Below are 20,437 nucleotides of genomic sequence, written 5' to 3'. Positions count from 1 at the left end.
ATTAAAGAATATCTTGCTTCAAAGTTTGAACTAAACGCGCGTTTTGCTCATCAGTTCCAACCGTGATACGTAAAAACTGATTAATGCGAGGCTTATTGAAGTAACGAACAATAATGCCCTGCTCACGTAATTTTTGTGCAAGTTGCCCAGCATCATGCTGTGAATGCGTAGCAAAAATAAAATTCGCTTTCGATGGCAAAACATTAAAACCAAGTTCAGTTAAATCACGAACAAGTTTCTCTCGACTTGTTATAACTTTTTGGCACTGCTCTTCAAAATAAGCCTGGTCTTCAAAAGAAGCTACTGCTGCTGCAATAGCAAAGCGATCAATTGGATATGAATTAAAACTATTTTTTACAGCCTCAAGTGCTGCAATCAAGTGCGTCTGAGCAATCGCAAACCCGACTCGTAGGCCTGCTAAAGAACGGGACTTTGAAGTCGTTTGGCATACCACAAGATTTTCATAGCGGTTTATCAAACTTACAGCTGACTCAGCACCAAAATCAACATAAGCTTCATCAATCACAACCACGCGGTCCGGATTTGCCTGTAATACTTGTTCGATTTCTGCCAAGCTGAGCGCAATACTTGTTGGTGCATTTGGGTTGGTAATAATAACCCCACCATTTGGCTGGGTATAATCTCGCACATCAATTTCGAAATTCTCATTGAGAGGAATTTCTTTTGTTTTTGTGCCAAAAAATTGGCTATAAACTGGATAGAAACTATAAGTGATGTCCGGATACAGGATTGGTTCATCTTGAAGAAAAAATGCTTTAAAGATATGAGCCAATACCTCATCAGAACCGTTACCTACAAAAACTTGAGATACATTAATATTCTGTTGTTTCGCAATTGCTTGCTTTAACGCTGTCGCATCCGGATCTGGATATAGACGCAGCACATCGGCTTGTTCATGTAACACCGCTTGAACTGCTTCTACTACTTTTGGTGATGGTGGATACGGGTTTTCATTGGTATTTAACTTTAATAGATTCTGGATTTTAGGTTGTTCACCTGGCACATACGGCTCTAATTCACGAACCTCAGGACTCCAAAAACGCATTTGTGCTGTAGATACAGTCATAGTCTTATCTCAAAAAAGGGCTGAAAGTCAGCCCTGAATAATCATGAAAAACACTGATAGGCTTAAAACTTATTGGTAACGATAACGCGCCGAGCGTGCATGGGCATCGAGATTTTCTTGAACAGCAAGTACATCAGCTGTTTTAGCCAAAGTCTTAACACCATCTTTTGAACACATGATCAAACTAGAGCGCTTTTGAAAATCATATACACCAAGTGGCGAAGAGAAACGAGCTGTGCCAGATGTCGGTAATACGTGGTTTGGGCCAGCACAATAATCACCAATTGCTTCAGGTGTATAGCGCCCCATAAAAATTGCCCCTGCATGACGAATATCTTGGCTCATCGCTTCAGCATCATCAAGACATAGTTCCAAATGCTCTGGTGCAACCTGATTAATTAAATCAACTGCTTCAGCACGGTCTTTTACCAAAACTAATGCACCACGATTTTCAATCGATGTACGCGCAATCTCGGCTTTAGGCAATTCATTTAAATGTTTTTCAATTGCAGACTCTACTGCTTCTAATAATGCTTCATCTGGAGTAATGAAAATAGCTTGAGCTACTGTGTCATGTTCAGCCTGAGATAATACATCCATCGCTAACCATTCAGCATTATTCACACCTTCTGCATAAACTAATATTTCAGAAGGTCCAGCAATCATGTCGATACCCACCTGACCAAATACAGCACGTTTAGCAGCTGCCACAAATCGGTTTCCAGGACCCGTAATTTTATCAACACGTGGAACAGTTTGAGTACCATAAGCTAAAGCAGCAACAGCTTGTGCCCCACCAATGGTAAATACTCGGCTAACACCAGCTAGATAGGCGGCAGCTAAAACGAGTGGATTTAGTTCACCATTTGGCGCTGGCACAACCATAATAATTTCAGATACACCGGCCACATGTGCTGGTACCGCATTCATAAGTACAGATGAAGGATAAGATGCAAGTCCGCCTGGTACATAAATACCAACACGGTCAAGTGGAGTCACTTTTTGTCCTAGGGTATTACCCAAATCATCTACATAAGTCCAGCTATCTTGTTTTTGAGCTTCATGAAAAGTACGAATACGATCAGCTGCAAGTTGCAGGGCTTCACGAATCTCTTGATTTAAACCATCAAAAGCAGCTTTAAGTTGTTGTTGAGACAATTCTAGATCGGAAAATTGATGCGCTGGATGTCGATCGAACTGTTGAGTAAGTTTTAAAACATGATCATCACCATACTGACGAACATCAGCAATAATTTGATCTACTATTTGAACTAAATTAGGATCATTAACGGTTTCAAAAGCTAAAAGCTCAGCAAAAACCTGTTTAAAGTTCTGATCTTGAGTCGATAAACGTCGCATCAATTTACCCACAAGGCGAAAAAGAAAAACCAAGTTTACTCTTTTTCTAAGCTCTTGTGGGCATCATATCTACAACTATCGCAAAAGCATGATAGGAAATTACTTTTAACGTGATTGAACAGCTTGTTCAAGTTGGGAAATGATTGGGTTCAATAAAACCTGTTTACGCTTAAAGCTCGCTTTATTGACAATAAGACGTGAAGATACTTTGCAAATTTCTTCCAATGGCTCAAGACCATTTGCTCGTAAAGTATTTCCAGTATCCACTACGTCAACAATATAATCGCCCAAACCAACTAATGGTGCTAACTCCATAGAACCATAAAGTTTAATAACATCCACCTGCTCGCCTAAGCTTGCATAATATTGACGTGTAAGATTGACATACTTAGTGGCAATTTTTAAACGACCTTTTGGGCGTTCCATTCCTACTTTACCAGCAGTCATTAATTTACATTTCGCAATCTGCAGGTCCAATAACTCATAGACATGCTGAGCGCCATGTTCCATAAGTACATCTTTACCTGCTACACCTAAGTCAGCTGCACCATTCTCAACATAAGTTGGCACATCAGATGCACGTAAAATTAAAATACGAACCTGCTTATGTGTGGTTGGAAAAATCAACTTACGTGATTTTTCCGGGTCTTCAAGCAAGTTAATACCAGCTGTAGCAAGTAAAGGTAAAGTTTCTTTTAAAATACGTCCTTTACTCAGTGCCAAGGTCAAACCATGATCAAAATTACCCATTACGTTAAAATTAGGATCATCGTTTCTTACGTCATTCATTAACTTACTCGCTTAATTTTGGCACCTAAACCTTGAAGTTTTTCTTCGACATGCTCATAACCACGGTCAATATGGTAGATACGGTCAATTAATGTATCACCTTCAGCAACCAAAGCCGCTAAAACCAAAGAGAATGAAGCACGTAAATCTGTTGCCATTACAGGTGCTGCTTGTAATTTTTCAACACCCGTCACAACAGCATCATGGCCTTCAACCTGAATATTAGCACCCATACGTGACAATTCAGGAACATGCATGAAACGATTTTCAAAAATGGTCTCGGAAATCGTTGCAAACCCACGACCAATTGCATTTACAGCCATAATTTGTGCTTGCATGTCAGTCGGAAATTCTGGGTGAGGTAGTGTTCTAAAACTTACTGCTTTAGGACGCTTACCCAACATATCCAATTCAATCCAGTCATCGCCACGGGTAACTTCAGCACCCATTTCTTCAAACTTATCTAAAACAGCCTCAAGCAATGAAGGATCTGTATGGGTGGTTTTTACACGTCCACCAGTAATCGCAGCAGCAGCTAAGTAAGAACCTGTTTCGATGCGGTCTGCAACAACTGCATATTCACAGCCATGTAGACTTTCTACACCAGTAACAACCAATGTATCCGTATCTAAACCTTCAATTTTTGCGCCCATTTTAATAAGCATTTGCGCAAGATCAGTAATTTCAGGTTCACGTGCAGCATTACGGATTGTGGTTACACCGTCTGCCAAAGCAGCTGCCATTAAAATATTTTCGGTACCACCAACGGTAACCATATCAAAAACCACTTCGCCGCCTTTCAGACGACCATCAACAGTGGCATGTACATAACCATTTTCAACTTCGATATGTGCACCCAATACTTCTAGGGCTTTTAAGTGTTGATCTACTGGACGAGAGCCAATAGCACATCCACCAGGTAATGAAACCTTGGCATTTCCGTAACGCGCTAATAATGGCCCTAATACCAAAATAGATGCACGCATTGTTTTGACAAGCTCATAAGGAGCAAACTGGTTATCTAAAGTAGAAGTATCCGCCTTAACCGTGTCATTTTCATAACTAATTGTGACACCCAGTCCACCAATTAATTTCACCAAAGTATTTACATCTTTAAGATTTGGAACATTGGTTAATGTAATTGGAGAGTCAGCAAGAATCATTGCCGCAAGTAACGGTAAAGCCGCATTTTTAGCACCAGAAATGCGTACTTCCCCTTCGAGCTTAACACCGCCCGTGATTAAAAATTTATCCATTAATATTTAAGCTCCGAAAAGGCTTGCTTTGCGCCATTCATCTTTGGTCATCGCACGAATTGTTACGGCATGAACTTCGCCACTTGCAATATAAGTATTTAATGGTGCATAAACTGCTTGTTGGCGGGCAACAGTACGCTTACCTTCAAATTGATCATCCACAATACGGAGGTCAAATTTTCCAGCCTGTCCGCTCACCACTACTTCCGCTTCAGGAAAAGCTTCTTTTAAAATTTGAGTGAGCTGTTCACTATTCATTGCAAAGACCTCTGACACAACCTACGGTGTAAAACGAAGTATTTTACTATAACTTTTTCAAAGAATTCAGTACGTGTTTATATTTTATCAATAAAAAAGAGGCTATATTTCAAGCCTCTCTCAATTATTAAAAACTTATTAAATAGAAACAGCAACTTGAGAATACGTACATTGCATTTTCCGATATTTTAACAATTGTTTTTTTAATTTTTCAGTCAGTTTTTTTATTGAAGTATACATATCATCCGCTGTTGCTTGAGCAAACAGCTCAATTCCAGGTAATCGAACTATTGCTTCAGCCACATGATTAGAACTACCTTTATGTGAGCGCTTATCAATCTGATGATCTTTCGTTAATTTAATCTGCATACTATTCACCTGATCAAGATGTTTCGTTAACTGATTAAATTTTGCTTTAATATTTTCTTCTATAGCTGGTGTAATTGCTAAATGATGTCCACGAATCGTTATTTGCATAATTCTATCCCTCACCTTTTTGGGTTATATAAAGAAGAACTAAAACGATTTAATGCAATCTAAAAAGATGATTTGGGACAATTAAACCATTTTAGCTACTCCTCTTGGTGAAAATGAAATTTCATTATTTCGTCATAATGAATGAGTAGAATAGCCATACTTCAAAATTTAGATCAAGACTTTTCTCTCGGATGACGATGGAATATGTAACGATTCTCTATATTTTGCTACAGTCCTTCTAGCTACTTCTATTCCCTCCTCTTTCAATAAAGCAGCAATTGCATTATCAGACAAAGGTTTACGCGGATTTTCATTAGAAACTAACTTTTTAATCATTGCCCGAATTGCGGTAGAAGAAGCCTCACCTCCTGTGGTTGTCCCCACATGACTAGAAAAGAAGTATTTCAACTCAAAAAGTCCACGTGGAGTAAGCATATACTTATTTGTGGTAACGCGAGAAACGGTCGACTCATGTAATTCTACTTCTTCTGCAACATCCCTTAGTACTAAGGGTTTCATTGCTTCGGGACCTATTTCAAGAAATGCTTTTTGATGCTCAACAATACAAGTCGCAACTTTCAATAATGTTTTGTGTCGTTCATCAATACTTTTTATAAAATTTTTAGCCTCAAGCATTTGATTACGTAGATATAAATTATCATCACTTTGATCTGCTCTACGAATCATACTCGAATAAAAAGAATTGATTCTTAATTTTGGCATTACATCAGGATTTAACTGAACTTGCCAATGCAAGTCCTTCTTGGCAACGACTACGTCAGGAATTTGATATTCTGATTCTTGCTTTTCAAAATCCATGCCTGGATAAGGCTTTAATGTTTTTAATAAATCAACTGCAAATTTTAATTGTTCCTTGGAAAGCCCTGTTTGCTTCAATAATTTATTAAGGTCATTCGCAATCAGTAATTCATAATATTGAAGTAGACTTCTAGCTTCTTTCAAATATTCAGTTTCTCTAGGCAAGAACTCCAACTGAACTTTTAAACATTCAGCTAAATTACGAGCTCCAATACCAATTGGATCAAGACGTTGAATATGTTTTAAGACTACTAAAACTTCATCCTCTTCCACTTCCTCGTCTATATCCATCTCACTTAATAAATGCTGTACTGCCAAAATAATCTCTTCTAATTCAGCATCCAGAAAACCTTTATCATCTAAAGCATCAACTATGCAATAAGCAATCAACTGATCTATTTTTGAAAAATGTAGTAAGTTCACTTGCTCCAAAATATGTTCTTTAAGCGTCAGGTGAACGTGGCGATTATCTTCACGCTCTTCGAACTCAGGAGTACCCAAAGCAGTGGATTGATGTGTATAAATGTCATCCCATTCAGTATCAACAGGCAAGTCATCAGGTAAGTGATCAGCATTCAACTCTGTTGTAAGGTCATCAGTTTCTTTGTGTTCTAAAGTAGATAAACTTTCTGCTAGTGATTCATCTTCTACTTTTTCAAGTAATGGATTACTATCTAATTGAATTTGGATTTCTTGCTCTAACTCTAGGCTAGAAAGTTGTAGTAAACGGATTGCCTGCTGCAATTGAGGCGTTAACGATAATGAATTCGCAACTTTCAATCCAACAGATAATTTCATATATTTCTCTTTCCAAAAAACAAGCAAAAATCATGCCTATTAATTATTTATAGCATAGAGTAATGATTTATCCTATACATTGACTCATCAATTCATGAGAAAAATAGAAATTTATTTATTAAAAACGATAGGATTTTTATTCTGTCTTATTCTTTAGTATCGATGATTCTTTGAAATAATTCTTTATTGATTGCTTTCCCATATAAAAAAACACCCCAACCTCTTTTGAGATTGGGGTGTTTAGAATAATGAGCTGGCGATGACTTACTCTCACATGGGTAATCCCACACTACCATCAGCGCTAAGAGGTTTCACTTCTGAGTTCGGGAAGGGATCAGGTGGTTCACTCTTGCTATGGTCGCCAGCACAACTGTTTATGGATACTTGCTTGGGTCTTATTTGATGCCGAAGCGTTTTCCAAATCTGTAACAGACTGGGCTGATTGAATCTTACTTTATCTGTTCATTTTAGCTAGAGGTATAACTAAATCAAGTTGTCTTGCATATTTAAGAATCGATTGATGCTTCATATACAACTGCTTGGGTGTTGTATAGTCAAGCCTCACGAGCAATTAGTATTGGTCAGCTTCACATATCACTATGCTTCCACATCCAACCTATCAACGTCCTAGTCTCGAACGGCTCTTTAGAGGACATAAAGTCCTAGGGAAATCTTATCTTGAGGTAGGCTTCCCGCTTAGATGCTTTCAGCGGTTATCCCTTCCGAACATAGCTACCCGGCGATGCGACTGGCGTCACAACCGGTACACCAGAGGTTCGTCCACTCTGGTCCTCTCGTACTAGGAGCAGATCCTCTCAAATTTCCAGCGCCCACGGTAGATAGGGACCGAACTGTCTCACGACGTTCTAAACCCAGCTCGCGTACCTCTTTAAATGGCGAACAGCCATACCCTTGGGACCTGCTTCAGCCCCAGGATGAGATGAGCCGACATCGAGGTGCCAAACACCGCCGTCGATATGAACTCTTGGGCGGTATCAGCCTGTTATCCCCAGAGTACCTTTTATCCGTTGAGCGATGGCCCTTCCATACAGAACCACCGGATCACTAAGACCTACTTTCGTACCTGCTCGACTTGTGGGTCTCGCAGTTAAGCGCGCTTTTGCCTTTATACTCTACGCGTGATTTCCGACCACGCTGAGCGCACCTTCGTACTCCTCCGTTACTCTTTAGGAGGAGACCGCCCCAGTCAAACTACCCACCAGACACGGTCCTCGTCCCGGATCACGGGACAGAGTTAGAACCTCAACATTACCAGGGTGGTATTTCAAGGACGGCTCCACTGGAACTAGCGTTCCAGCTTCAAAGCCTCCCACCTATCCTACACAAGTAAGGTCAAAGTTCAGTGTCAAGCTGCAGTAAAGGTTCACGGGGTCTTTCCGTCTAGCCGCGGGTACACTGCATCTTCACAGCGATTTCGATTTCACTGAGCCTCTGCTGGAGACAGCGCCGCCATCATTATGCCATTCGTGCAGGTCGGAACTTACCCGACAAGGAATTTCGCTACCTTAGGACCGTTATAGTTACGGCCGCCGTTTACTGGGGCTTCGATCAAGAGCTTCGCTTACGCTAACCCCATCAATTAACCTTCCAGCACCGGGCAGGCATCACACCCTATACGTCCACTTTCGTGTTTGCAGAGTGCTATGTTTTTAATAAACAGTTGCAGCGGCCTGGTTTCTGCGGCTGTCGTCAGCTCAGGAAGCGAGTTCCATCACCAACAACAGCGTACCTTCTCCCGAAGTTACGGTACCATTTTGCCTAGTTCCTTCAGCAGAGTTCTCTCAAGCGCCTTGGTCTACTCGACCTGACCACCTGTGTCGGTTTCGGGTACGATTCCTGTGTAACTGAAGCTTAGAGACTTTTCCTGGAAGCATGGCATCAACCACTTCGCTGTACAAGTACAGCTTGCTATCAGATCTCAGCATAGAGTACCCCGGATTTGCCTAAGATACATGCCTACATCCTTTCACCTGGACAACCAACGCCAGGCTGATTTAGCCTTCTCCGTCCTCTCATCGCATTACACAGAAGTAATGGAATATTAACCATTTTCCCATCGACTACGCCTTTCGGCCTCGCCTTAGGGGTCGACTCACCCAGCCCCGATTAACGTTGGACTGGAACCCTTGGTCTTTCGGCGAACGGGTTTTTCACCCGTTTTGTCGTTACTCACGTCAGCATTCGCACTTCTGATACCTCCAGCATGCTTCTCAACACACCTTCATCGGCTTACAGAACGCTCCCCTACCACGTATACAAAGTATACATCCGCAGCTTCGGCACATAGTTTTAGCCCCGTTACATCTTCCGCGCAGGCCGACTCGACTAGTGAGCTATTACGCTTTCTTTAAAGGGTGGCTGCTTCTAAGCCAACCTCCTAGCTGTCTATGCCTTCCCACATCGTTTCCCACTTAACTATGATTTTGGGGCCTTAGCTGGCGGTCTGGATTGTTTTCCTCTTGACTACGGACGTTAGCACCCGCAGTCTGTCTCCCGGATAGTACTCATAGGTATTCGGAGTTTGCATCGGTTTGGTAAGTCGGGATGACCCCCTAGCCGAAACAGTGCTCTACCCCCTATGGTATTCGTCCGAGGCGCTACCTAAATAGCTTTCGGGGAGAACCAGCTATCACCAGGCTTGATTAGCCTTTCACCCCTATCCACAAGTCATCCCCTGGCTTTTCAACGACAGTGGGTTCGGTCCTCCAGTTAGTGTTACCCAACCTTCAACCTGCTCATGGATAGATCGCCTGGTTTCGGGTCTATACCCAGCAACTAAACGCCCTATTAAGACTCGATTTCTCTACGGCTCCCCTATACGGTTAACCTCGCTACTGAATATAAGTCGCTGACCCATTATACAAAAGGTACGCAGTCACACCACAAAGGTGCTCCCACTGCTTGTATGCATGCGGTTTCAGGATCTATTTCACTCCCCTCACAGGGGTTCTTTTCGCCTTTCCCTCACGGTACTGGTTCACTATCGGTCAGTCAGGAGTATTTAGCCTTGGAGGATGGTCCCCCCATATTCAGACAAGGTTTCACGTGCCTCGCCCTACTCGTCATCATTATGTGTGCCCTTTCGTGTACGGGAATATCACCCTCTACGTTCGCACTTCCCAGAGCGTTCCACTAAAACACACATAACTTAATGGGCTGATCCCCGTTCGCTCGCCGCTACTGAGGGAATCTCAATTGATTTCTTTTCCTAAGGGTACTGAGATGTTTCACTTCCCCTCGTTCGCCTTGCAACACTATGTATTCATGTTGCAATACCTACCTTAAAGTAGGTGGGTTCCCCCATTCAGACATCTCCGGATCAAAGGATATTTGCCGCCTCCCCGGAGCTTTTCGCAGGCTATCACGTCTTTCATCGCCTCTGACTGCCAAGGCATCCACCACATGCACTTAATTACTTGACTATACAACCCCAAACAGTCGATGTTACCTACAAGTTAGTAACTTCAACATTTCAGTTTAGAGCACTGTGCACTTAAGCACTGTACAGCTTCAATCTAAATTCACATACCAAAACGCTTGATTCAGTTAATTTGCTAGTTCTCAATTCATCTAGATTAATTGCTTAACCTAAACTCTTGAGTGAACAATTTATTTCAGACTCAATTTTGCCAATCTGTTAATGAGTTAATGTGTCTTCGTCAGATCACACTAATTACCGTGATAATGAAATCACAGAAGTTAATAAACCAAGATCTCAATCTTTATTTACTAATTTCTGTAATCCGAACTTATCTTAAGTTCTGGTGGAGACTAGGAGAGTCGAACTCCTGACCTCCTGCGTGCAAAGCAGGCGCTCTACCAACTAAGCTAAGTCCCCAGCTTACATCATCAATCATGTATCTTTTATCTATAACTTCAACCAGTCAAAGTCATGGTGGGTCTGACAAGACTTGAACTTGTGACCCCACGCTTATCAAGCGTGTGCTCTAACCAACTGAGCTACAGACCCTCAGATACATCTATGAAGAACAACTTGTTGTGGATTCTTACCAATCGTCAATCTTTCGTTAAGGAGGTGATCCAGCCGCAGGTTCCCCTACGGCTACCTTGTTACGACTTCACCCCAGTCATCGGCCACACCGTGGTAACCGCCCTCTTTGCAGTTAGGCTAGCTACTTCTGGTGCAACAAACTCCCATGGTGTGACGGGCGGTGTGTACAAGGCCCGGGAACGTATTCACCGCGGCATTCTGATCCGCGATTACTAGCGATTCCGACTTCATGGAGTCGAGTTGCAGACTCCAATCCGGACTACGATCGGCTTTTTGAGATTAGCATCACATCGCTGTGTAGCAACCCTTTGTACCGACCATTGTAGCACGTGTGTAGCCCTGGCCGTAAGGGCCATGATGACTTGACGTCGTCCCCGCCTTCCTCCAGTTTGTCACTGGCAGTATCCTTAAAGTTCCCATCCGAAATGCTGGCAAGTAAGGAAAAGGGTTGCGCTCGTTGCGGGACTTAACCCAACATCTCACGACACGAGCTGACGACAGCCATGCAGCACCTGTATCTAGATTCCCGAAGGCACCAATCCATCTCTGGAAAGTTTCTAGTATGTCAAGGCCAGGTAAGGTTCTTCGCGTTGCATCGAATTAAACCACATGCTCCACCGCTTGTGCGGGCCCCCGTCAATTCATTTGAGTTTTAGTCTTGCGACCGTACTCCCCAGGCGGTCTACTTATCGCGTTAGCTGCGCCACTAAAGCCTCAAAGGCCCCAACGGCTAGTAGACATCGTTTACGGCATGGACTACCAGGGTATCTAATCCTGTTTGCTCCCCATGCTTTCGTACCTCAGCGTCAGTATTAGGCCAGATGGCTGCCTTCGCCATCGGTATTCCTCCAGATCTCTACGCATTTCACCGCTACACCTGGAATTCTACCATCCTCTCCCATACTCTAGCTCACCAGTATCGAATGCAATTCCCAAGTTAAGCTCGGGGATTTCACATCCGACTTAATAAGCCGCCTACGCACGCTTTACGCCCAGTAAATCCGATTAACGCTCGCACCCTCTGTATTACCGCGGCTGCTGGCACAGAGTTAGCCGGTGCTTATTCTGCGAGTAACGTCCACTATCTCTAGGTATTAACTAAAGTAGCCTCCTCCTCGCTTAAAGTGCTTTACAACCATAAGGCCTTCTTCACACACGCGGCATGGCTGGATCAGGGTTCCCCCCATTGTCCAATATTCCCCACTGCTGCCTCCCGTAGGAGTCTGGGCCGTGTCTCAGTCCCAGTGTGGCGGATCATCCTCTCAGACCCGCTACAGATCGTCGCCTTGGTAGGCCTTTACCCCACCAACTAGCTAATCCGACTTAGGCTCATCTATTAGCGCAAGGTCCGAAGATCCCCTGCTTTCTCCCGTAGGACGTATGCGGTATTAGCATCCCTTTCGAGATGTTGTCCCCCACTAATAGGCAGATTCCTAAGCATTACTCACCCGTCCGCCGCTAGGTCCGGTAGCAAGCTACCTTCCCCCGCTCGACTTGCATGTGTTAAGCCTGCCGCCAGCGTTCAATCTGAGCCATGATCAAACTCTTCAGTTAAAATCATTTTGCACCTTATTTATAGACAAGGTGCCAATTCTGGCTCATCAATTACTGACTTAAATTTCGCTCAAATAAACTTCGAGTAATTTAAACCAATCAATCAATGAAAATTATTTCGATTAATCAATCAGTAAAAATCCACACAAGTTGTTCTTCAATTCTCTTAATGATCTTCTTACTGGTTCGTCACCAGCAAGCTAGGTCGGCTATATTACTCTTAATCTCTTAAAAGTCAACAGGTAATTTCGATATTTTTAAAACTCATTCTCTAAACCAACTTGCCATCAAATTCATCACTTAAAGCAACCAATCTAATCACAAGTAACTGTTTTTCAACAAGTTTCTATCTGCATCACCGCCGATGGATGTGCATTATAGACCATCTCTTTCCCTTTGCAACCCCTTTTTCTAGCATTTCATATCAAGCGTACATTTTTTAGGCTTTTTGGCTATATTTCTATATAATTTGATCAATTTTACATTGATAATAGCTTATCGCTTCTGTATTAAAATATATCTCTACCCAACTGCATATTGAATATAGCCTGGCTAGCGGTTAAGGAATTATATGAATTATTCTAATTTACTTTTGTCGAGCTTATTAACTGTAGGTCTTTACACCTCAGCCCATGCTCAAGAAAATCTTACTGAAGAATCTGCCGCTAGTTCGGAAGATGTTACTTCAACCCAGACTCAGCATAGCCGACCTCACTTACAAATTATTAAAGATTTGAAAGGCATAAAAGTTAAAGATTTAAAGATCAACGCAAATGCTGCCCAACCGGATACAGTGAAAGATCCATTACAGTCACTGAACCGTCCAATTTATTCTTTTAACGATATGTTAGACCGCCATGTTTTGCGTCCCGTTGCTGTTGAATATAGAGAAAAGACGCCAGAAGATGTACGTGGTTCTTACCGACAATTTCGTAAAAACCTTGGCGAACCATGGAATGCTGTTAACCAGCTAATTCAAGGACGTCCTGGCCGCGCCGCAAAAACTTTAGGTCGTTTTACTATTAATACGTTAACAACTTTAGGTTTAGCCGATCCAGCGAGCCGCTTAGGCTTACCTCCTGAAGAAGAAAGCTTTGGTGTAACTCTCGGTTACTATGGCGTTCCTTCTGGACCATTTCTTATGCTGCCTTTCTTTGGACCAAGCACTTTACGTGATGGCGTTGGCTTGGCTGTAGATGCTCAGGCCCGTCCACAAAAATACATTATGGATGATCAAGATGGCCTGTATTGGTCAACTAATCTATTACAAGCCGTTGATACACGCGCTCAATATCTAGATTTAGACCAAACTATACAAGGCGATCAGTATGCGATGATTCGTGATTTATATCTCCAACGTAAAGCGTTCCAGATTGCCGAGAAAAAAGGTGATTCGGCAGATGTGTCTTTTATTGATGATGACGAATCTGAAGATGTACCAGAAGATAACACTGATAAAACCGAAAAATAATTAAAGGACAAATCAAGGTATTGCATTTTTCTTATAGTAAGGCAATACCTTGATTTTGGTCATACATCCTCTATGATGGATAAAGTGATCTTGAAAAAGGACTACCATATCTTCTATGTATTTTATTAAACCGACACGCTCTATCCCTTTCGTAGAGCAAGCTCTGGAAGCATTACCAGACTTACAAGTCATTCACATAGATGATCTCGATTTATACGACCCAACAATTATTGCAATTGCTGATGTACAAGATTTCCTAACTTATAAATGGCGTTTACCTACAATCGTGATTGCTTTTGAGCATGAAGGTAGTGCTTTAGCTCAAGCATGGGAAGCTGGTGCTCTTGCAGGATGGGTATGGAACCAGTTACCTAAAGATCTAAATAAAGCTTTAACAAGAATTGATGCACAATATAAACGTAATCAGGATAGCCGTGATTTACCTTCGGCGGCAGAATTACAAAAACGTTTATTGCCAAATCCTATTGATTTATTAAATTATGAGGTTGAAACTTTTTTCCAACCTTCTGCCTATTTATCAGGCGACTGGTACGACTACTGGAAGCTCAATGATAAAGAGGTTTTATTTTATCTCGCCGATGTATCGGGGCATGGTGTAACAAGTAGCTTATTAACTTCTTGGATGGCAGCCTTTCATGGTCGCTCCAAAACACCACGACAGTTAATCAAAAAGTTAAATGGGATGCTGGTTCAAGAGAATATTGAAAAACATATTACAATTGTGGTCGGTATTCTAAATCTTGAAACTCATAGTCTTCGCTGGTCTAGTGCAGGTCATTACCCTCCTCCAATTATTTTTGAACCTAATCAATCCCCAAAAATTTTAACCACCAGTAGCTTCCCATTAGGATTAACTGATGAGTTAGAAGTTGAAGAACATGTATGTACATTAAATCGTCATGCACGTTTCATTATTTGCTCAGATGGAGCACTAGAACCATTTGATGGCGGCTTGAATGATCAGTTTCAACAATTAGTCCAACATTTGCAAAATCAATCATTCCAAGCCCCTGATCACGTTGCTGATGACATTGCCATCTTTAGTCTTTGTCGAATGAATTAATTTAAGAATCAATTAATTACATAATATACGACTTAAGGACTCTTGAGTCTGAGATGGCACTATGTGATAATTTTTCTATCCTTCTCTGAAAATGGCATTTATATGTCAACAGGTCATGTTGAATATGCAAGTTTAAATGGAACGCATATTTTCAGGCTTATTGGTGAAGTGCGAGCCCATTCTTGTATAAGTCTAGACAAACTTTTAAACAGAATTGAACAGCAAGAAAATGTTGTTGGTGCAATCGTTGATTTAACCCAAACAACATTTATTGATAGTACTGTATTAGGTATCCTAGCTAAGCTAGGTTTAAAACTGAAACAGACTCATCATATTCAAGCTGTGATGCTATCTACCAATCCAGATATCACAACCTTAGCCAACAGCATGGGGCTAGGGCAGGTTTTTGTCATCCTGAATTATTGTGGCGATCCTAACGTTTGTACTTTAACGTTAACTGACGAGCACATTACTCATAATGCGATGCTAAGAACCGTTCTGGACGCACACAAGACATTGATGAAACTCAATGCAAATAATCAGAACATGTTTGAGCCGCTTGTTAAGCAATTGCAAAAAGAACAAGACACGCTTGAACAAGTATCTGATAAGCAAAATGCCTAAACTTTATTGCTAATCTGGATGTGTATATGACTCTTGTTTCAGTTGTTCAAATGAATTCTCAAGATGACATTGAAAGCAACTTTCAAGTGATTGAGTCATTGATTCAGCAAAGCAAGGCTCAAAATGCCAGCTTAATTGTTTTTCCCGAAAACTTTGTTTGTTTTGCAGCTGGCAAACAGCGTGAAACAGCAGAGCAATTTGAGTCGATTCAACAAAGACTTGAGAAACTTGCGCATCAGTATCAAATCTGGATTGTTGCAGGCACTCTACCGTGTCCATTTCGTCCAGATGGTTCTATCATACAAGATGGCCGAGTGCGTACAGTGAGTTTATGCATCAGTCCTGAACGTACCGAAGCACGTTATGACAAAATACATTTATTTGATGTACAAGTTGGCGATGCTGTGGGTGGATATCAGGAATCTCGTTTCTTTGAACCAGGAACAGACGTTGTAGTCACATCTACCCCTTTTGGCAATATTGGCCTAATGGTATGTTATGACTTGCGTTTTCCTGAGTTAGCTTTAACCCTTAGACAGCAAGGTGCTCATCTATTAACTGCTCCTGCTGCATTTACCTATACAACAGGTCAGATGCATTGGCAGCTTTTGCTGCAAGCACGTGCAATGGATAGCCAATGCTATGTTTTAGGGGCTGCGCAACAAGGTTGGCATGGGGAAAAACGCCAAACTTGGGGGCATGCAGGAGCAACTGATAGTCGTGGTCAAGTTTTAAGTATGATTGGTTATGAAGGGAACGGTTTAATTACGGTACCTTTTGATTTAGCTGCTCAAGAACTTGTGCGTACATCAATGCCTTTAATGATGCATCGTAAATTAATTCACTATTAAAAGCTTAATTATTCATGTGGAAATACTTATTTAGCATTTTTTGCTTAGGGGCAAATATTCACTGTTATGCGACTGATTTCGGGACAACGAATAATTTTGTCTCTCCAAATTTGCAGCTTAAACAAAATGTACTACCTCCTACTCCAAAAAATATTCCTCTGCCTGCTTTTGGCCAGCGGATTATTGGTTGGGGGACAGGTGCAGAAGGTGCCAGACAGCGTTTAGAGAATATTCAGCCTGCCGATGTTTCTATGATTAAAAAACAAGGAACAACTTTAGAAATGATCACGGCCTGGCAAGATTTTTATGAACAAGAGCAACAACGTAATGAAAATAACCCAACTGCAAAATATCGTGCTCGTTTAATGAAAAAAATTGCCGACCTTTGGTAACCATTTTAAATTAGTATTTTTAAGTGATGGAGTAATGTTTAGATTACTCCATTTTTTACGTTATCTTATTTTTATCAATAGCTCTAAATTATGAGCATTTAAGAAATTAAACATAAAGCGATATACTAGAAAAGCACCCATTAGTTTTCTGAGGAATATATGGACCAAGACTGTCAAAATCTAAAGCTTGAGAATCAATTATGTTTCCTCATTTATTCAACAAATTTAGCCCTTAATCAACTTTATCGCAAACTTTTAACTCCATTAGGGATTACTTATCCTCAATATTTGGTGATGTTGGTGTTGTGGGAAAAAGATGAGATTACTGTTTCAGAAATTGGCAGCAAGTTATTTTTAGAGTCTTCAACTTTAACCCCAATTTTAAAAAAGTTAGAAGCATTGCAGCTTCTTAATCGTACTCGATCAAAAGAAGATGAAAGACAAGTCATTATCACGCTTAGCGAAAAGGGGAAAAAACTTAAAGAACAGGCCGTAAATATTCCAACGCATATCTTAGAGGCCAGTTCTTGTGATACGGCTACCCTTCTCGGTCTCAAAGATCAATTAACACAGCTCCGTACAAATATAGCTAAATAATCACCAATTTTTTTACAAAATTGACTTGTTAAAATAATTAAGTCGTGTACGATATATTTGCATTCAATTTAATTTAGGAATAAAAAGATGTCATTAGAAAAAGTTGTGTATCGTGCAAAAGCTAAAGCAACAGGTGGCCGTGATGGTCGTGCAACTTCATCAGACGGTGTATTAGACGTACAACTTGGTGTACCTAAAGAAATGGGTGGCGCTGGTGGTGCCGTAACTAACCCAGAACAATTATTTGCAGCTGGTTATTCAGCATGCTTTTTAGGTGCTTTAAAATTTGTTGCAAATCGCGATAAATTCAATATTAGCAAAGATGCGTATGTTGAAGGTGAAGTCGGTATTGGTCCAATTCCAACAGGTTTTAGTATTGAAGTTACTTTAAATGTTTATTTAATCGGTATGGACCGTGAAGAAGCTGAAAAGTTAGTTGCAGCAGCTCATATCGTTTGTCCATATTCAAATGCAACTCGTAACAATATTGATGTGACGTTTAATATTGTGACTGAATAAGTTTTAATATAAAAAATGCCCGAATCATATCGGGCATTTTTTATATCTTACAAATTATGCTTCACTTGCTTCATTGGTTACACGAAGCACTTCTTCAAGTGTAGTTTTACCTGAGAGCACCTTACGTAAACCATCATCGCGAATAGAACCAGAATACTGACGAGCATGATTTTCTAATTCAAATTCAGCTGCATTACCATGAATGAGACGGCGCATAGGTTCATCAATAGGTACAATTTCATAAATCGCTGTACGGCCATTAAACCCTAAATGAGAACACTGATCACACCCTTGAGCCTCTGGTAACTTTAAACTTGGTTCATGGGAAATATGCTGAAAAACTTGCTTCTCAAAAGTATCGGCTTCACGCCATGTCATACAATGTGGACATAAAGTACGAACCAAACGCTGCGCAACCACCCCAATTAAAGAGCTTGAAAGCAAGAAAGGTTCAATCCCCATATCTTTAAGACGAGTCACTGCACCAATAGCAGTATTGGTATGTAGCGTCGATAAAACCAAATGACCTGTTAAAGATGCTTGAACTGCAATTTCAGCAGTTTCCAGATCACGAATCTCCCCCACCATCACCACATCTGGATCTTGACGTAACATTGCCTTTAAAGCACGAGCAAATGTCATATCCACTTTGGTATTCACTTGAGTTTGGCCAATACCTTCAAGCTGATACTCAATTGGATCTTCAGCAGTTAAGATGTTACGGGTATTGTCATTTAGATCAGATAAGGCAGCATATAAAGTCGTTGTTTTCCCCGAACCAGTAGGCCCTGTGACCAAAATAATACCGTGCGGACGATGTACTAACTGAGTTAAACGTTCATAGTCATTTGCCATTAAACCTAGGTGAGTCATATTAAGGCGACCCGCTTGTTTATCGAGTAAACGCATGACCACCCTTTCACCATGTGACGATGGCAAAGTTGAAACACGGACATCGACTTCACGACCAGCAAGACGTAAAGAAATACGTCCATCTTGCGGTACACGCTTTTCGGCAATATCGAGTTTCGCCATAACTTTAATACGCGAAACAAGTAACGGGGCTAGTTCACGGCGTGGCTGCACAATTTCACGTAATTGACCATCTACCCGTAAACGAACTGATAGCTTTTTCTCAAAGGCTTCAATATGGATATCTGAAGCTCCAACACGAATTGCCTCGGAGAGAAGTGCATTGATTAGACGAACAATAGGCGCGTCATCCTCTTGATCCATTAAGTCTTCTGTTTCAGGCACCTGATCTGCAAGGCTTAATAAATCTGGATGGTCTTCTAAGCCTGCGGCGACTTGTTGGGATTCACCTGTATCCCCTGCATAACTGGTACTTAATAGACTATTAAATTCTTGTTCAGTGCATAATTGATAGTGTGCAGGTTTCCCCAAAATTCGTCTTGCTTCCTGCAATGCAATTTTTTCTGTATTTTGACGTCTAACAATAAAAACTTGATCACCGTCATAACGAAATAAAACACCATGACGCTTGGCAAAACTATATGGAACTTGTATTTGTTTCAATATTTGCATCACAATTTATAATGATGAGTAAGATGATTTTGAGTGTACTCTAAGCAGATTACAGCGTGAAGTCTGTTTAACAACTCGGTAGAGGAATTTTACGTCTTGTTTGAAAATAATGAATATCAGCCTCACCCCCAGAATTCTTTAAAATGGTGGGGTGAACAGCACTTTGAAATTAACCAGTCCAAAGCATGGCAATTCGGTTCAATGCTCTTTCGTTTAACACGTGGCATAAAAGAATGGCGTATCGAATATTATCGCCCGACTCTCCAAGATGATAATGAGCAAGATTGGCACATCATAACGGATGCAAATTTTGGTTTTCCACATTCTGTGCAAGTCGAACGTTATATGTTTCGGAAAACTAATCCGAAGTTTCTACTCATGCCACGTTTGGCGGACCGATCAGTGGTAATTAAACCAGTTGATCCAATCTACATTCCAGCGGGTCAACGTGGGACACTTTATATTAGTACCCCCCTATGGATTGCCGGTTTAGTTGAAAGTCAGCATGAACCTTTATTTGAGATTCCTGTAATTCAACCCAAAGATACATGGTTTGGTCCTAATGCCCAACAAGGTGAAATTTGTTATGCAACCTCTGTTGATGGTCGTACCGATTTAAATCTATTAACCCCACGTGCTTTTCGTGCAGTTACGCCGATCGATTTTCATAATACCAGTAATCATCAATTACGCTTTGATCGTATGAATGTACCGGTTACTGCCCTACCACTATTTTATAGTGAAAGTACGGGACGCTTATGGACATCACAAATCAAAGTCTACTATGAAGGCTCTGACCGCCCAGCCCGTATTCGTATTGAAAACCGTACTCCCCCTCTGGCAGGTGAAGTGACTTATGTTCACCCACCACGTTCACCGGGTGGTGCGCTATTTAATATGTTTGATTCATTCTTTTAAGGGGGT

At 41.2% G+C, this 20,437-nt stretch carries 16 protein-coding genes, 2 tRNA genes and 3 rRNA genes; 8 read left to right on the top strand and 13 right to left on the bottom strand.

Features of this window, described 5'->3' with window-relative positions; translation table 11 throughout:
• Position 1: 1 nt before the first annotated feature.
• From hisC to GO593_RS09555, 12 genes are all read right to left on the bottom strand, one after another.
• Positions 2-1,087, bottom strand: a complete 1,086-nt coding sequence (gene hisC, locus GO593_RS09610; protein ID WP_000218888.1) for a histidinol-phosphate transaminase — start codon at positions 1,085-1,087, stop codon at positions 2-4.
• A gap of 69 nt (positions 1,088-1,156) precedes the next feature.
• Complete coding sequence (gene hisD, locus GO593_RS09605) at positions 1,157-2,446, bottom strand: histidinol dehydrogenase (RefSeq protein WP_001253719.1); 1,290 nt, start codon at positions 2,444-2,446, stop codon at positions 1,157-1,159.
• A 105-nt stretch (positions 2,447-2,551) separates the two neighbouring features.
• The gene (gene hisG / locus GO593_RS09600) at positions 2,552-3,235 is read right to left on the bottom strand and encodes an ATP phosphoribosyltransferase (RefSeq protein WP_001000724.1); all 684 of its coding nucleotides are present in this window, start codon (positions 3,233-3,235) and stop codon (positions 2,552-2,554) included.
• Complete coding sequence (gene murA / locus GO593_RS09595; RefSeq protein ID WP_000357157.1) at positions 3,235-4,491, bottom strand: UDP-N-acetylglucosamine 1-carboxyvinyltransferase; 1,257 nt, start codon at positions 4,489-4,491, stop codon at positions 3,235-3,237. The genes hisG and murA overlap by 1 nt, the downstream gene beginning before the upstream one ends.
• Before the next feature lie 6 nt (positions 4,492-4,497).
• Positions 4,498-4,749 carry a BolA family iron metabolism protein IbaG gene (ibaG, locus tag GO593_RS09590; protein WP_001083680.1) on the bottom strand — a complete coding sequence of 84 codons (252 nt, stop codon included), beginning with the start codon at positions 4,747-4,749 and terminating at the stop codon, positions 4,498-4,500.
• 138 nt (positions 4,750-4,887) lie between these two features.
• Positions 4,888-5,226: a ribosome hibernation-promoting factor, HPF/YfiA family gene (gene hpf / locus GO593_RS09585; protein WP_001167461.1), complete on the bottom strand. Its 339-nt coding sequence runs from the start codon at positions 5,224-5,226 to the stop codon at positions 4,888-4,890.
• 168 nt (positions 5,227-5,394) lie between these two features.
• On the bottom strand, positions 5,395-6,843 hold the full coding sequence (locus GO593_RS09580) for an RNA polymerase factor sigma-54 (protein WP_000778198.1): 1,449 nt from the start codon (positions 6,841-6,843) through the stop codon (positions 5,395-5,397).
• Between the two features lie 251 nt (positions 6,844-7,094).
• A 5S ribosomal RNA gene (rrf, locus tag GO593_RS09575) occupies positions 7,095-7,209 on the bottom strand.
• 184 nt (positions 7,210-7,393) lie between these two features.
• A 23S ribosomal RNA gene (locus GO593_RS09570) occupies positions 7,394-10,286 on the bottom strand.
• A gap of 340 nt (positions 10,287-10,626) precedes the next feature.
• Positions 10,627-10,702 (bottom strand) — tRNA-Ala (locus GO593_RS09565).
• 55 nt (positions 10,703-10,757) lie between these two features.
• Positions 10,758-10,834 (bottom strand) — tRNA-Ile (locus GO593_RS09560).
• Positions 10,835-10,893: 59 nt separating this feature from the next.
• Positions 10,894-12,430 (bottom strand): 16S ribosomal RNA (locus GO593_RS09555).
• Together the 16S, 23S and 5S rRNA genes with 2 tRNA genes alongside form the textbook arrangement of a ribosomal RNA operon.
• A 571-nt stretch (positions 12,431-13,001) precedes the next feature.
• Here GO593_RS09555 and GO593_RS09550 point away from each other — a divergent pair.
• From GO593_RS09550 to GO593_RS09520, 7 genes are all read left to right on the top strand, one after another.
• Positions 13,002-13,901, top strand: a complete 900-nt coding sequence (locus GO593_RS09550; RefSeq protein ID WP_001109856.1) for an MlaA family lipoprotein — start codon at positions 13,002-13,004, stop codon at positions 13,899-13,901.
• A gap of 115 nt (positions 13,902-14,016) precedes the next feature.
• A complete protein-coding gene (gigA, locus tag GO593_RS09545; protein WP_000273590.1) occupies positions 14,017-14,985 on the top strand; it encodes an RsbU family protein phosphatase GigA in 969 nt (322 codons plus the stop codon).
• 102 nt (positions 14,986-15,087) lie between these two features.
• Positions 15,088-15,609, top strand: coding sequence for an anti-anti-sigma factor GigB (gene gigB / locus GO593_RS09540; protein ID WP_000103066.1), 522 nt, complete (start codon positions 15,088-15,090; stop codon positions 15,607-15,609).
• A 26-nt stretch (positions 15,610-15,635) separates the two neighbouring features.
• Entirely contained in the window at positions 15,636-16,460 is an 825-nt protein-coding gene (locus tag GO593_RS09535; protein ID WP_000177091.1) for a carbon-nitrogen hydrolase family protein, read from the top strand.
• A gap of 14 nt (positions 16,461-16,474) precedes the next feature.
• Positions 16,475-16,852: a DUF4951 domain-containing protein gene (locus GO593_RS09530; protein ID WP_000266123.1), complete on the top strand. Its 378-nt coding sequence runs from the start codon at positions 16,475-16,477 to the stop codon at positions 16,850-16,852.
• Positions 16,853-17,011: 159 nt separating this feature from the next.
• Positions 17,012-17,449: a MarR family winged helix-turn-helix transcriptional regulator gene (locus GO593_RS09525; RefSeq protein WP_000371731.1), complete on the top strand. Its 438-nt coding sequence runs from the start codon at positions 17,012-17,014 to the stop codon at positions 17,447-17,449.
• 87 nt (positions 17,450-17,536) lie between these two features.
• Entirely contained in the window at positions 17,537-17,968 is a 432-nt protein-coding gene (locus GO593_RS09520) for an organic hydroperoxide resistance protein (protein WP_000051124.1), read from the top strand.
• A 54-nt stretch (positions 17,969-18,022) separates the two neighbouring features.
• Here the strand turns inward: GO593_RS09520 and gspE are convergent, their stop codons facing one another.
• A complete protein-coding gene (gene gspE, locus GO593_RS09515) occupies positions 18,023-19,513 on the bottom strand; it encodes a type II secretion system ATPase GspE (protein ID WP_001166321.1) in 1,491 nt (496 codons plus the stop codon).
• Between the two features lie 96 nt (positions 19,514-19,609).
• Here gspE and GO593_RS09510 point away from each other — a divergent pair, with 96 nt between their 5' ends.
• On the top strand, positions 19,610-20,431 hold the full coding sequence (locus GO593_RS09510; RefSeq protein ID WP_000462729.1) for a hypothetical protein: 822 nt from the start codon (positions 19,610-19,612) through the stop codon (positions 20,429-20,431).
• The last annotated feature ends 6 nt before the right edge of the window (positions 20,432-20,437 follow it).

This window comes from Acinetobacter baumannii (assembly GCF_009759685.1).
In the GTDB taxonomy this organism is placed as follows: domain Bacteria; phylum Pseudomonadota; class Gammaproteobacteria; order Pseudomonadales; family Moraxellaceae; genus Acinetobacter; species Acinetobacter baumannii.
The sequence above is the reverse complement of the archived record's forward strand: the minus strand, read 5'-3'. Positions and strand labels throughout refer to the sequence as shown.

Excerpts from the sequence above, each read along its gene's own strand:
- hisC (WP_000218888.1), bottom strand. The coding sequence starts at position 1,087 with ATGACTGTATCTACAGCACAAATGCGTTTTTGGAGTCCTGAGGTTCGT.
- hisD (WP_001253719.1), bottom strand. The coding sequence starts at position 2,446 with ATGCGACGTTTATCGACTCAAGATCAGAACTTTAAACAGGTTTTTGCT.
- hisG (WP_001000724.1), bottom strand. The coding sequence starts at position 3,235 with ATGAATGACGTAAGAAACGATGATCCTAATTTTAACGTAATGGGTAAT.
- murA (WP_000357157.1), bottom strand. The coding sequence starts at position 4,491 with ATGGATAAATTTTTAATCACGGGCGGTGTTAAGCTCGAAGGGGAAGTA.
- ibaG (WP_001083680.1), bottom strand. The coding sequence starts at position 4,749 with ATGAATAGTGAACAGCTCACTCAAATTTTAAAAGAAGCTTTTCCTGAA.
- hpf (WP_001167461.1), bottom strand. The coding sequence starts at position 5,226 with ATGCAAATAACGATTCGTGGACATCATTTAGCAATTACACCAGCTATA.
- GO593_RS09580 (WP_000778198.1), bottom strand. The coding sequence starts at position 6,843 with ATGAAATTATCTGTTGGATTGAAAGTTGCGAATTCATTATCGTTAACG.
- GO593_RS09550 (WP_001109856.1), top strand. The coding sequence starts at position 13,002 with ATGAATTATTCTAATTTACTTTTGTCGAGCTTATTAACTGTAGGTCTT.
- gigA (WP_000273590.1), top strand. The coding sequence starts at position 14,017 with ATGTATTTTATTAAACCGACACGCTCTATCCCTTTCGTAGAGCAAGCT.
- gigB (WP_000103066.1), top strand. The coding sequence starts at position 15,088 with ATGTCAACAGGTCATGTTGAATATGCAAGTTTAAATGGAACGCATATT.
- GO593_RS09535 (WP_000177091.1), top strand. The coding sequence starts at position 15,636 with ATGACTCTTGTTTCAGTTGTTCAAATGAATTCTCAAGATGACATTGAA.
- GO593_RS09530 (WP_000266123.1), top strand. The coding sequence starts at position 16,475 with ATGTGGAAATACTTATTTAGCATTTTTTGCTTAGGGGCAAATATTCAC.
- GO593_RS09525 (WP_000371731.1), top strand. The coding sequence starts at position 17,012 with ATGGACCAAGACTGTCAAAATCTAAAGCTTGAGAATCAATTATGTTTC.
- GO593_RS09520 (WP_000051124.1), top strand. The coding sequence starts at position 17,537 with ATGTCATTAGAAAAAGTTGTGTATCGTGCAAAAGCTAAAGCAACAGGT.
- gspE (WP_001166321.1), bottom strand. The coding sequence starts at position 19,513 with ATGCAAATATTGAAACAAATACAAGTTCCATATAGTTTTGCCAAGCGT.